11 protein-coding genes are annotated in these 12,669 nt (G+C 46.8%); all 11 read right to left on the reverse strand.

Annotated elements, in window-relative coordinates; all coding sequences use genetic code 11:
- Nucleotides 1-7: 7 nt before the first annotated feature.
- Nucleotides 8-1,123, reverse strand: coding sequence for a 4-hydroxyphenylpyruvate dioxygenase (gene hppD / locus AAEO50_RS04785; RefSeq protein ID WP_341981043.1), 1,116 nt, complete (start codon nucleotides 1,121-1,123; stop codon nucleotides 8-10).
- A gap of 111 nt (nucleotides 1,124-1,234) precedes the next feature.
- Nucleotides 1,235-2,665 (reverse strand): dihydrolipoyl dehydrogenase family protein, encoded by a 1,431-nt coding sequence (locus AAEO50_RS04790; RefSeq protein WP_341981046.1) that lies wholly within the window; start codon nucleotides 2,663-2,665, stop codon nucleotides 1,235-1,237.
- Entirely contained in the window at nucleotides 2,666-3,862 is a 1,197-nt protein-coding gene (locus AAEO50_RS04795; protein WP_341981048.1) for a dihydrolipoamide acetyltransferase family protein, read from the reverse strand.
- Nucleotides 3,863-3,882: 20 nt separating this feature from the next.
- Nucleotides 3,883-4,878 (reverse strand): alpha-ketoacid dehydrogenase subunit beta, encoded by a 996-nt coding sequence (locus AAEO50_RS04800; protein WP_341981053.1) that lies wholly within the window; start codon nucleotides 4,876-4,878, stop codon nucleotides 3,883-3,885.
- A complete protein-coding gene (pdhA, locus tag AAEO50_RS04805; RefSeq protein ID WP_341981056.1) occupies nucleotides 4,875-5,945 on the reverse strand; it encodes a pyruvate dehydrogenase (acetyl-transferring) E1 component subunit alpha in 1,071 nt (356 codons plus the stop codon). The genes AAEO50_RS04800 and pdhA overlap by 4 nt, the downstream gene beginning before the upstream one ends.
- Before the next feature lie 342 nt (nucleotides 5,946-6,287).
- Nucleotides 6,288-7,394, reverse strand: coding sequence for a Glu/Leu/Phe/Val dehydrogenase (locus tag AAEO50_RS04810; protein WP_341981057.1), 1,107 nt, complete (start codon nucleotides 7,392-7,394; stop codon nucleotides 6,288-6,290).
- 53 nt (nucleotides 7,395-7,447) lie between these two features.
- The gene (locus AAEO50_RS04815; RefSeq protein WP_341981058.1) at nucleotides 7,448-7,843 is read right to left on the reverse strand and encodes a thioesterase family protein; all 396 of its coding nucleotides are present in this window, start codon (nucleotides 7,841-7,843) and stop codon (nucleotides 7,448-7,450) included.
- A 400-nt stretch (nucleotides 7,844-8,243) separates the two neighbouring features.
- Entirely contained in the window at nucleotides 8,244-9,038 is a 795-nt protein-coding gene (locus AAEO50_RS04820; RefSeq protein ID WP_341981059.1) for an ABC transporter ATP-binding protein, read from the reverse strand.
- Nucleotides 9,013-10,044, reverse strand: a complete 1,032-nt coding sequence (locus tag AAEO50_RS04825) for an ABC transporter permease (protein ID WP_341981060.1) — start codon at nucleotides 10,042-10,044, stop codon at nucleotides 9,013-9,015. Before AAEO50_RS04825 ends, AAEO50_RS04820 begins: the two co-directional genes overlap by 26 nt.
- A gap of 17 nt (nucleotides 10,045-10,061) precedes the next feature.
- Entirely contained in the window at nucleotides 10,062-11,069 is a 1,008-nt protein-coding gene (locus AAEO50_RS04830; protein WP_341981061.1) for an ABC transporter substrate-binding protein, read from the reverse strand.
- A gap of 530 nt (nucleotides 11,070-11,599) precedes the next feature.
- Entirely contained in the window at nucleotides 11,600-12,553 is a 954-nt protein-coding gene (locus AAEO50_RS04835) for an NAD(P)H-dependent flavin oxidoreductase (protein WP_341981064.1), read from the reverse strand.
- Nucleotides 12,554-12,669: the final 116 nt, after the last annotated feature.

Below are 12,669 nucleotides of genomic sequence, written 5' to 3' on the forward strand. Positions count from 1 at the left end.
GATTATTTTATAGATTCCCGCGGCGTTCCTGTTCACGTTCGATTGATTCGAATAGTGCTTTGAAGTTTCCTTCCCCGAACCCTCTGGCACCTTTGCGCTGGATGACTTCGATGAACAGCGTCGGACGGTCGACAATCGGTTTGGTGAAGATTTGAAGGAGGTATCCTTCATCATCGCGGTCTACTAATATATTTAATTCTTTGATTTTTGATATTTCCTCATCTATTTCCCCCACGCGTTCAGAAAGCATTTCATAATAAGAGTCTGGTGTATTCAAGAATTCGACTCCGTTTTCTTTTAAAATGCTGACCGTCTTCACGATGTCTTCTGTCAGGATCGCGATATGCTGAACACCAGGCCCTCCGTAGAACTCAAGGTATTCTTCGATTTGGGATTTGCGTTTCCCTTCAGCCGGCTCATTGATCGGGAATTTGATTCTTCCTCCGTTATGCATGACCTTTGACATTAACGCAGAGTATTCAGTGGTGATATCTTCGTTAGTAAAGTGGCGCATCTCCTTGAAGCCCATGACCTTCTCGTAATATTCCACCCATTCTTCCATTCTCTCAACGTTTCCAACCACGTGGTCGACTGCAATGATTCCCGCATCCTCATTGCTTAACGCAGAATCATATTTTTCAAAGCCCGGCATGAATATTCCTTTGTAGTCTTTTCGCTCGATCAGCGTATGAACCGTATCTCCGTATGTACCGATTACTGCTTTTTTCAAAGTGCCTTCATCGTCTTCAAGCGTAGTTGGAGGCATGATTTCGATAGCTCCGCGTTCCACCGCCCCTGCGTAAGCCTTTTCAACATCATCCACCATTAGGGCGATATCTTTGATTCCATCCCCATGCTTATGGATGAATTGTGATACACGGCTTCCTTCATGCAGGCTTCCAGTGATCACAAGACGCACTTTATTTTGCTGCAATACATAGGACACAGTATCGCGATTTCCTGTTTCAAGACCGGAATATGCAACTGTTTTAAAGCCGTATGCTGTACAGAAGAAGTGAGCCGTCTGCTTCGCATTTCCTGCATAGTACTCTAAATAGTCAACGTCTCTTACCGGAAATAGTTCTTCTGCTTTTTCTCTTTTCTTTGCGGTATTCTCTTGCATGCTAATCCCTCCAGATAATCTTTTGTATATTCTGAATATATCGTAAATAATTACCGCTATCTTCTCAAGAGCGGCCGGTAAAGCTGGAACGCTTTTCTGCAATAAAGGATGTTATCTCCCAGCCGTCTCTTTATTTCGGGGAGGAAGATGAACAGCTGCTCCTTTCAGCGCTTCCACCGCTTCCAATAAGCTTTCCCCAAAGCCTGGATGGGCATGGAGCGGAAAGCTGAAATCCTCGTCCCTTGCCGCCATTTCAAGTCCGAGAACCCCTGTTTGAATCAACTCTACTGCTCCAGCCCCAATCATATGAACTCCAAGAATCAAGTCCGTTTCCTTGTCACAGACAATTTTAACCAGCCCATCCGGAGAACCCGTCACACCTCCATAACCGTTCCCTCTAACGGGGAACTCGCTCACAGACACCGAGTAGCCTGCCTCTTTCGCTTCATCCTCGCTCAACCCCGCAAATGCCAAGGGTGGAGTGAGCTGGATGACAGTCGGAATATGCCGGAGATCGACTTCAGGCTGACCGCCGGCGATCGCTTCCGCGGCTGCTTTCCCCTGTTTGATCGCTTTCACTGCCAGGGATGGACCTTCAGTCACATCTCCTATGGCCCACAGTGTTCCAAGGGAAGTTTGTCCCCTGCGATCCGTTTGGATGTACCCACCTTCTGTAACTTTCATCCCCAATCGATCGAGGCCAAGTTCTTTTAAGTTTGGCTTCACTTTTCCGCTAATGGCAAAGTGACTGCTTTCAATTGAAATGATTTCACCGTTTTGATTTTTCAGGACTGTAAACACCCTGTCCCCTGAACGGGAGACTTCTTGAAGCTTGCTCTCTTTCAAAACCGTTACTTTTTGTTTTTTGAAAAGCCTCAAGACCTCTTTTGTGATGGAAGAATCGAACGGCAGCGCTTCCGGTAAGATGAGCGTCACCTTAGTACCGAGCACAGCAAAGGATGAGGCGATCTCAAGGGAAACATAGTCTGTTCCATAAACGGCGAGCTCACTTGGCAATTCATCCAGCGTGAAAATCTCCCGCTCTTTGAGTATTCTTTCAGAGTCAAAATCAATGTCTTGCGGATAATGAAATTCCCCGCCGGCAGCGATTATTGCGTGTTTAAAATTAAACAGCGAGAAATCATGACCGTTTTCCACACCGATTCTTGTCTCAGATAGAAAGGATGCTGTCCCTTTTACAACTTCGACCTCATTTGCCTTACAAAGCGCTTCCACTCCTTTTCGCAGCTGCGAGACTTTCTTTTCTCGATACTCTTGAAGAGTGGTCATATTCAACTCCGTTTGCACAAACTCCATCCCCATATCAGACAGATGACCAAGCTTTTTATATTCCTGGGCAAAATGGGTAAAGATCTTTGAAGGAATACATCCCTTGTTCAGACAAGTGCCCCCGAGCTCTTCTTTTTCGATGAGCGTCACCTTCCTGCCCAAGCTTGCAGCCCTGATGGCAGCATGATAACCGCCGGGTCCACCGCCGATGACGATTACATCTTTGTCTTCCGTGATTTCTCCCACTACCATTTATATCAACTCCAGAAGCAAGGTTTGAGGCTCTTCGATGAGATCACGGAGCCGATTGGTAAAGCGTACGGCCGTGCCGCCGTCGACAACCCGGTGATCGAATGACATTGACACATTCATCATCGAACGGATTACGATTTCATCCTCATGATTCACCATGGGACGCTTCTTTGTTTTATGGAAGGCAAGCAGGCCGACTTCAGGTTCATTGATAATCGGTGTCGCACCGATTGATCCGTTCAAAGGTCCAACGTTGCTGACCGTGAATGTGCCTCCGGTCATATCTTTGACAGCCAGCTTATTTTCCTGCGCTTTGAGTGTCAGTTCCTTCATTTCCTCATGAATGTCTTTCATCGATTTCGATTCAACATTCCTGATAACAGGCACGATCAGCCCATCTTCTGTATCTGTCGCGATTCCGATATTGTGATCCGGTTTAAGGTGGACGCACTCCTTCTTTTCGTCCAGCACAGCATTGAATACCGGAAACTCTTTTAAACAAATCGAAATGACCTTGATAAAATAAGCACCCATCGAAATGGATTGTCCTTTGTCTCTCACTGTTTCTTTCCACTCTAATAGATTCGTAACGTCTATTTCTTCAAAATGAGTGCAGTGTGCAATCGTACGGAGGGAATGGGTCATCTTGGAAGCGATTTGTTTGCGCCTTCCCCTGAATGGAATCGTGGTTGAATCCTTCACGCAAACCACTCGGTCCATCTCCCTGACTTCAGTGGCAGCTTTCGTGCTTACAGTTGGCTCAGCCGATTCCTGTTTACTTTCTCCTTGAATGAAGGAATACACATCTTCATCCATTATTCTTCCGCCTGCCCCGCTGCCGGTGATTTGATCCAGATCCACTCCGTTTTCTCTTGCAATTTTTCTTGTATACGGGGAAGCCAGCACCCTTCTCGCCCGGATTCCCTGAGGCTTTTTAGGAGCTGACACTGCTTCCGTCGCCCCTTCTTCCTTTTCCATCAGCAGCACGGTCGTACCGACAGGAATCGTTTCTCCTTCCCCGACCGTCAGTTCTTTGATTCTTCCGGAAAAAGGAGCGGGGATTTCTGCGGTCATCTTGTCCGTCTGAACTTCCACCAGCGGCTGATCCGCTTTGACGGTGTCTCCTGCCTTCACAAGAAAGTGATTCACATTTGCTTCCGTCATGCCTTCTCCGATATCGTGTAGCTTGACTTCCATAAACTCCCCCCTCTGCTAATCTAGTATTCTGCCACTTTCTTCACTGCCTCGAGGACCCGCTTGTGGTCAGGCAGATAAAAATCTTCAAAACCGAAATACGGAACAGGAGTATCAAACCCTGTCACACGTTCAACGGGTGCTTTTTGATATAAGAAAGAAGTATCATTGATAATCGCGAGTACATCATTCCCGACTCCGCCAGTCGCGTGTGCTTCATGGACCACGACCGTTCTTCCCGTCTTCTGGACAGAGCTTGAAATAAGATCTTTATCGAGCGGATAAAGCGTTCGCAGGTCAAGCACTTCACAGGAAATGCCCTGCTCCGCAGCTTCCCTGGCGGCATCTTCTGCGACTTTCACCATGGCGCCCCAGGCAATGATCGTGACGTCTTCACCGTCGTTTACTACCTTTCCCTTTCCGATTTCGACCGTATATTTCTCTTCCGGGACTTCTTCACGGGAAGAACGGTAGCACCTCATCGGCTCTAGGAACAGGACCGGGTCGGGATCTTCAATCGCAGCAATCATGAGTCCTTTCGCATCATACGCACTTGAAGGACAGACCACCTTGATCCCAGGCATATGGGTGAAGATCGCTTCAGTACTGTCAGAATGGATTTCTGGCGCCCTTACCCCTGCCCCGTATGGAGCCCTGATCACGATCGGGCATGTGTAATGCCCAAGTGTACGTGATCGCAGGCGTGAGGCATGGGTCATGATCTGCTCATAGGCTGGATAAATGAATCCCATGAACTGTATTTCCGTCACCGGCCTGAATCCGTTCACGGCCAATCCGATGGCCGCACCGATAAAACCCGCTTCACTTAATGGAGTGTCCATGACTCTGTCTTCCCCAAATTCCGCCTGAAGTCCGTCAGTTGCCCGGAAAACACCGCCGTTGGTGCCGATATCTTCCCCCATCAGCAGCACATCATCGTGTTCTGCGAGCATCACTCTCATGCCATCCGTGATGGCTCCTACCATAGTCAGCATCTTTGTCTTGGTTAGCGTGTTCATCGGCTCACTCCTCCTAAGCTTTTCAGGAGCTTTTCTTTTTGTTCCTGGATCGTCCACGTCGGTGTTTCAAACACATAGTCAAAAATGACACTCGGGTCTGCAGCAGGATATGCCTCCAGTTCCTCAACGGCGAGGTCCACTTCCTTCGCGCATTCTTTCTCAACGGATTCCACCCAGTCTTCATCGATCCAGCCTTTTTTCTTCATGAACGATACAAGCCTGTCTACCGGGTCATTGTCCCTGCGCCTCGAATCACTTTCGAGCTGATCGCGGTATTTAGTCGGATCATCTGCAGTCGTATGAGCTCCATACCTCCATGTAACAGACTCGATCAATGTAGGACCTTCCCCGTTTCGCGCACGCTCAAGAGCTTTTTTCGTTTCAAAATACACAGCAAAAATATCATTGCCGTCAATTCTTACACCTGGAATATCATACGCCAGTGCTTTCTGGGCAATGGTTTTCGTCTTCATTTGTTTAGATAACGGCACTGAAATGGCGTAATGATTGTTCTGATTGAAAAAGACAACCGGCGCTTCCCACACACTGGCAAGATTCAGGCCTTCATGGAAGTCCCCTTCGGAAGTCGCGCCGTCTCCAAAGTAAGCGATCGCCGCATTCTTTGTGCCTTTCCTTTTTTCAGCATAAGCTGCCCCCACTGCATGAGGCAGCTGAGTGGCAATCGGGATTCCCGGAGTGAAGATATTTTTCCCTTCCGGAGGTACACACCCTTCATTCCTTCCTTTCCAGAAAAGGAGGATATTCAGCAAAGAATGCCCGAATGTCATGGTCGCACCGTGGTCGCGGTAGGTCGGGAACAGCCAGTCTTTTTCATCTAAGGCGAGGGCCGTCCCCACTTGGGAAGCCTCCTGTCCTTCAAAAGGTGCATACGTCCCGATCCGCCCTTGCCGCTGCAGGCTCACCGCTTTGCGGTCAAATGTGCGGATCCTGATCAAATGCCTGTAAAAATGACGGGTCATTTCTTCAGAAATCTCGTTTTCATACTCGTTTCGAATAAGTTCTCCCTGATTGTCCATCACCTGGATTATTGGAAAATCCTCGATCATTTCATCACCTCGTGTGGTGGTTTATTTGGTTTTTTCTGTGTGAGAAAACTAAGTCGAAAATGTCACCGTTATTCCGGTGGCTGCACATTTTCATTGTCCAGTTCCAGCGCCTAGCTCCTCGAGGTCATAAGCTAAATTGTCCATGAAGGCAAAGTGCGCCTTCCCGGCCCATTCATCTTATGCTTGTCGGAGCTGATCGAGGCGCCTACGCTTTTCTTATTGTCCAGTTCCAGCGCCTAGCTCCTCGAGGTCATAAGCTAAATTGTCCATGAAGGCAAAGTACGCCTTCCCGGCCCATTCATCTTATGCTTGTCGGAGCTGATCGAGGCGCTTCCACATTCCTTATTGCCTTACTGCCCACTTAGGGCGTTTCATATGTGAGAAGAAGCTGTTTCGTCTTGAGCGGGAGTGGATGCGGTCTTCGCAGAACCGGTCCGCTGCTTCCATTGTGGTCATCTTTTGGTTCTCTGCTTGAAGATAGATATTCTGAAGGGTGTTATAAATGGCACTTGTTTTTTGCAGCACACGCTCTTTGTTCGGTTCGTATAATTCATCCGCTACCTGGATCAGCCCTCCGGCGTTGACGATGTAGTCAGGGGCGTAGAGGATTCCTTTTTCATGGAGCTTCAACCCGTGGGACAGGTCTAATAACTGGTTATTGGCAGAACCCGCGACTGCTTTTACCTTTAAACGATCGACCGTCTCATCATTGATGATCCCGCCGATTGCACAGGGCACAAAAACATCGGCATCCACTGAGTAAATTTCATCTCCTGAAACCACTTTAATGGCTGCCCCCATGTTTTTTGCTTTCGTAACCAATTGATCGATGGAGTTTTGATTGATGTCCGTCACATACAAATCTGCGCCTTCATCAAGCAAGCGTTCCGCCACTTTATAACCGACTTTCCCAAGTCCCTGGATCGCATAACTTTTCCCATGCAGGTCCCTTGAACCCCAGATGGTCTGGTTGGTTGCCTGGAGTCCGTAAATGACACCCATCGCAGTCGGAATCGAAGAATCTCCGCTTCCGCCGTAAACTTCATCCACCCCGACGATGCAATTAGTCTCCTTAAGGGCATATACGAAATCCTCAGGTTCCGTCCCCATGTCTGTACCCGTATAGAAGCGCCCGTTCAGAGATTCCACAAACTGTCCGAAAGCACGGAACAGCTCTGGATGTTTATCTTTCGCGGGATCACCGATGATGACGGCCTTCCCGCCTCCAAAATCAACATCCGCAGCCGCACACTTATAGGTCATTCCCCTTGAGAGGCGCAGTACATCGTTCAACGCTTCGTCCACTGATGCATAAGGCCTCATCCGGCATCCGCCGAGAGCCGGGCCCAATGTTGTATTATGTATGGCGATTATGGCTTTGAGTCCTGTATCTTCATCATTACAAAAAACTACTTGTTCATGGTTCTTGATTTGTTCAAACATATCCATTTCTCTTCCCCCAGACTTTTTGTAAACGCTTTCAGATTAGAACACAAAAAAAACTATATACTTTCTATTCTTTCTCTAATTTTCTCTTTGGGCAGGACAACCTGTTTGACCTCTCCCTTACCGATTATCCTATCATTCTTATAATCTCTTACGATGACTTCCGTCAGGACGATGTTTCTTTCATATTTTATGACGGTTGCTTTAATTTCAAGACTGGAACCGTTCCCGGCGGGCGACATATGCCGTGCAGTCACGTTGGCCCCCATCCCTTCTTCGTCATCCTCAAGATAAGGCAGAATGATCTTTCTCGATGCCCATTCCATGTGATACACCATCGAAACCGTTGAATAGACGGGATGAACCACATCTCCTTCGAATTGGGCATGCATGTCAGGGGTCACCTCCGTCATGATTGTGGCGGAATGCCCTTCAGCTAATCCGGACTTCATTGCTTTCCCCCTTTAAATCAACGCATTATACATATTCATATAACGTTAATTTAACGATATAATAACATTCAGTATTATAAATAGTCAATATATTGTTAAAATTTAAACTTCTTTTAAACCCTGCTTGGAGGCTTGGCATTTACAATTTCATTTTAGACTCTTAATACCGCTATTGATTTCCGTGCAAAACTTCGCTTTCCGCGGGTAGCCCGTGAGCCTCCTAGGAGCTGCGCTCCTGCGGGGTCTCACATAAGCTACTCTTCCCGCAGGAGTCTTCGTCTTGCACTCCAATCAACCGCTGGAAAGAGCAAACATCCCACTACATTTAAACAAAACAAAAAACCCCGAACTAACTTGCTTCCTACAATGCAAATTAGCTCGGGGCTTACCTAGAATTTTATTAGGATAATAGTGCGCGGTCGCTTGCGAGTTTACTTCCGCGGATTCGTTGAAATTCATTAAGGAGCCCTTCGACGGTCAGGTGTGTCTTTTCGTCTTCATTGACTTCAAGAATGATCTGGCCTTTGTCCATCATAATCAGGCGGTTACCTAGGTCCAATGCCTGCTGCATATTGTGGGTCACCATAAGGGTTGTCAGATGATATTTCTCAACGATTTCTTTTGTCAGGTTTGTAATCAGATCGGCTCGGGCCGGATCAAGTGCTGCGGTATGTTCATCGAGCAGAAGTATCGATGGCTCCGTGAAAGTCGCCATCAATAAGGAAAGAGCCTGCCTTTCTCCCCCTGACAGCAGCCCGACTTTTGCATTCAGTCGATTTTCCAAACCTAAATGCAGGGACTCCAGTACTTCTTTGAAAAACTCTTTCCTCTTCTTCGTCACACCGAGCCTGAAAGTTCTTGTCCGGTTTCTCGAATAAGCCATGGCCAGATTTTCCTCGATCGTCATGGAGGGGGCCGTTCCTGCCATCGGATCCTGGAAGACTCGTCCGATCAGCTTCGAGCGTTTGTATTCAGATACCTTTGAAACCTCGTGATCATCGATCAGCACATTCCCGACATCAGGCAGCAGCACTCCCGAAACGATGTTCATCAACGTTGATTTCCCTGCGCCATTACTTCCGATCACCGTGACGAAATCTCCCGGCTTCATGGTCAGCTGAATATCGTCAAGGGCGATTTTTTCATCCGGTGTCCCTTCATTGAACACCTTATGAATTCGATTTAATTGCAGCACCATTATCACCCTTTCCTTCGGTAGTCAGTGAAACCTTGTTCAGCCTCTCGGTCATACGCTGTGCTTTACGTTTCTTATCTTTGTATCGATCCATCACCTTAGGCATGATCAATGCCAGAATAACGATGACGGCCGTTATCAGCTTCATATCACCTGTTTCAAGGAATTCTACACGAAGCGCCATACTGACCACCAGGCGGTAGATGATTGCTCCTCCGATAACAGCGAGCGTTGTGCGGGCAATCGTCTTTGTCCCGAATAACGCTTCCCCGATGATGACAGATGCAAGACCGATGATGATCATCCCGATCCCCATCCCGACATCGGCAAATCGGCTGTACTGTGCAATCAATGCCCCTGATAAGGCAACCATACCATTTGAAATCCCCAGACCAAGGATGATCATTAAGTTGGTATTGGCTGAGAAACTTCGGATCATGCGCTGATTATCACCAGTGGCACGCAAAGCCAAACCGATTTCAGTTTTCAGGAAGGCGTCCGTCAGGAATTTGATAGCAAGCGTAATAATCACCATGATGAATAAAATGCTCCATGTCCCCGGTAGCGGTTCACCAAAGCCCACCGCCATCCAAAGATTGTTCAATGCCGTATCAATCCCAAGTGGCACCCACATTCCTTCTATTCCTGTAAAAGCCGTTTCCTGATTCAATAATGGTACATTCGACCTTCCCATGATCCTCAGATTGATCGAATACAACGCAATCATCATGAGAATTCCAGATAGCAATGCATTGATTTTTCCAAATGTGTGAAGCAAACCGGTTATACATCCTGCTGCAAATCCAATCACAATCGCAGTGAGTGTAGCGACAACGGGATTGTAGCCGCTGACAATCATGGTGGCAGCGACAGCAGCCCCAGTAACGAAGCTGCCATCCACCGTTAAATCAGGAAAATCCAATATCCGAAAGGACAAGTAGACTCCAAGGGCCATAATCGCGTATATGATTCCAGATTCAAAAGATGCAAATATTGCTGTTGGCACGAATCATCATCCTCCCTTTATTCTGCTTCGATAAACTCTCCCATTTCGGACCATGCGTCCTTCACTTCCACGCCTTGCTCTTCTGCGGCTTTTTTATTAAACATCAATTCGAAGTTTTGTGGAGCTTGCACAGGAAGTTCAGAAGGTTTCTTCTCACCTTTTAATATTTTGACTGCCATTAGGCCAGTTTCGTAACCAAGATCTTCATAACTGAAGCCGCTTGCTGCAATCGCACCTTTTTTCAGTGAATCCAGTTCTCCCACAAATAAAGGGATATCCTTATCGTTCGCTACCCCGATGACAGACTCGAGTGCAGATACCACTGTATTATCTTTTGGTATATAAATGGCATCCACACGGCCGGTAAGTGACTCAGCTGCCTGCTTTACATCAGCTGACGTGGAAACAGAGGCTTCTACGACCTTTACGCCTTTTTCTTTAGCGATCTTATTAATTTCTTCTGCCTGAACGACAGCATTTTGTTCACCAGAGTTATAAATGATACCGATAGTTTTCGCTTTCATTTCATCTGTAACGAAAGAAAGCGTCTTAGAAATCGCTTCTGGATGAGTATCCGTAGTACCCGTGATATTTTCACCTGGTTCATCGAATGATTTCACCAATTCAGCACCGACGGGATCTGTTACTGAAGTGAACACGATCGGAATTTCCTTTGTCGCATTCAATGCATGTTGAGCACTTGGGGTTGAGTTTGCGAAGATGAGATCGACGCCGTCACCTACAAGGTTCTTGGCTGCCGTCTGGGAGTTACTTTGGTCTCCTTGGGCAATCTGAACATCATATTCGACATTATCGCCTTCTTTAAAACCATTTTCTTCTAAAGCCTTCTTGAAGCCTTCAAAAGCTGCATCCAAAGATGGGTGTTCAACAATTTGGGTGACCCCAATGACATATTTTTTGTCACCATTATCTGCCGACCCCTGCTCGCTGCCTCCGCACCCGGATAACACCGACATACCTAAGAGCATTGACATGACACCGTATAAAAAACTCTTCTTCTTCATTGATATCCCCCTTTTTCTCTTGAAAAATTTTATGATTAGTAGTCTCAAAGACTATTAAACCCTTTTTATGATAAAAATATAGACCAACGTTAACACAACGTTATATTATCATCACCGTCACAAAATAGTCAATAATATTCCGAAAATTTAAAAATTAATACTAGTATAGACGGTTTGGGTAGGAATATCTAGAGGTTTTTACGGTTTTTCGTGAGTGAAATCTGATTAGGGAGGTGTTGAGCCATTTGACAGCAGACTTTTGTGAGACCGGGGGTCCCCATAAGGAGTGGTAGTGTTCGTGGTGGTGTGGTTCATGGTCGTGTGGTTCATGGTCGTGTTGTTCAATTGACGCGAGCGCGAAATTTGTCGTTTTGTGAAGAATGGCAGATATATTGAAATTTTGGCAGATAAAATCATAAAATGGCAGATATCCCAAAAGTCCGGACAGAAGATTAACCACTACAGCCTCCACGCTAATAAATCCTAATAAAAAAGCACGCCCCCCATTAAAGGAACATGCCTTCTCTCTATCATTTCACACTGCTCTTCGACAATCTCGCAAATATGCTTTCTGCTTCACCCATCATTTTTTCAAGCAGCTCTTTCACTGTCGGGATATCCGAAACCAATCCCGATATCTGCCCGCCGTTGATGAATCCCTGATCCAGCTTTCCTTCCAGTGCCCCTATGCGATGATAATCCTCCGAAGTAAGCTGCCCGAATTCCTCACCAGGAACACCTTCCTTCTCTTTTTGGAGCAATTTCCCCGAGTAAGGTGTTTTCATGACTCTTCTCACTTTGCCGACCGAACGGCCTACGATCACGGTGCTGTCGTCTTTCGCATCCAAAAGAGCCGTTTTATAATTGTCATGGAACGGCGCTTCCTGCGTTGCGATGAGACGGGTCCCCATTTGCACCCCGCTCGCTCCGAGTGCGAGCATGCTTGCTAGTCCCCTGCCATCACCGATTCCGCCAGCTGCCACGACCGGGATGCTTACTGTGTCAACTAGCTGTGGAATCAGTGCCAGCGTAGTCGTTTCCAGATTGGAATTGATCCCCGCTGCTTCATATCCTTCTCCGACAATAATATCCGCCCCTGCTTCTTCCGCTTTCTTGGCTTGTTTCTTTGAAGCCGTCACACAGATCACTTTCACGCCGTGTTCATGGAAATATGGAATGAGCGGCGTCGGATTCCCTGCCGACAAGGATACGGCTGGTACCTTATGTTTAACCACTAAACGAACCATCTCCTGCAAATGAGGAGTGATCACGATTGGTATATTCACTGCATAAGGTTTCGCTGTACGATTCTTTGTCTCTATGATCATATTTTCTACTTCCTCTACGGTCATTGTGCCGACCCCGATGGTGCCCAGTGCACCCGCTTCTGACACGGCAGCCGTCAATGGAGCATTGCTGATGTTCCCCATTCCCCCTTGAAGAATAGGATATTTAATATTGAGTATCTCCGTTAAGTTATTCATTAAAATCCCCCTTCGTTAAATTCATGTTATACGTTCAAGAAAATTTAGACAAGTGCTATTTATCGTTATGCCAGGAAAATGATAATGGGATTGAGCAGGATCCTAACAGAGCAAAT

Origin of the sequence: Rossellomorea oryzaecorticis (assembly GCF_038405515.1) — a bacterium.
GTDB lineage: Bacteria > Bacillota > Bacilli > Bacillales > Bacillaceae_B > Rossellomorea > Rossellomorea oryzaecorticis_A.

Bases quoted from the DNA above. Each gene is read 5' to 3' on its own strand.
- hppD (WP_341981043.1), bottom strand. From the start codon at position 1,123: ATGCAAGAGAATACCGCAAAGAAAAGAGAAAAAGCAGAAGAACTATTT.
- AAEO50_RS04790 (WP_341981046.1), bottom strand. From the start codon at position 2,665: ATGGTAGTGGGAGAAATCACGGAAGACAAAGATGTAATCGTCATCGGC.
- AAEO50_RS04795 (WP_341981048.1), bottom strand. From the start codon at position 3,862: ATGGAAGTCAAGCTACACGATATCGGAGAAGGCATGACGGAAGCAAAT.
- AAEO50_RS04800 (WP_341981053.1), bottom strand. From the start codon at position 4,878: ATGAACACGCTAACCAAGACAAAGATGCTGACTATGGTAGGAGCCATC.
- pdhA (WP_341981056.1), bottom strand. From the start codon at position 5,945: ATGATCGAGGATTTTCCAATAATCCAGGTGATGGACAATCAGGGAGAA.
- AAEO50_RS04810 (WP_341981057.1), bottom strand. From the start codon at position 7,394: ATGGATATGTTTGAACAAATCAAGAACCATGAACAAGTAGTTTTTTGT.
- AAEO50_RS04815 (WP_341981058.1), bottom strand. From the start codon at position 7,843: ATGAAGTCCGGATTAGCTGAAGGGCATTCCGCCACAATCATGACGGAG.
- AAEO50_RS04830 (WP_341981061.1), bottom strand. From the start codon at position 11,069: ATGAAGAAGAAGAGTTTTTTATACGGTGTCATGTCAATGCTCTTAGGT.
- AAEO50_RS04835 (WP_341981064.1), bottom strand. From the start codon at position 12,553: ATGAATAACTTAACGGAGATACTCAATATTAAATATCCTATTCTTCAA.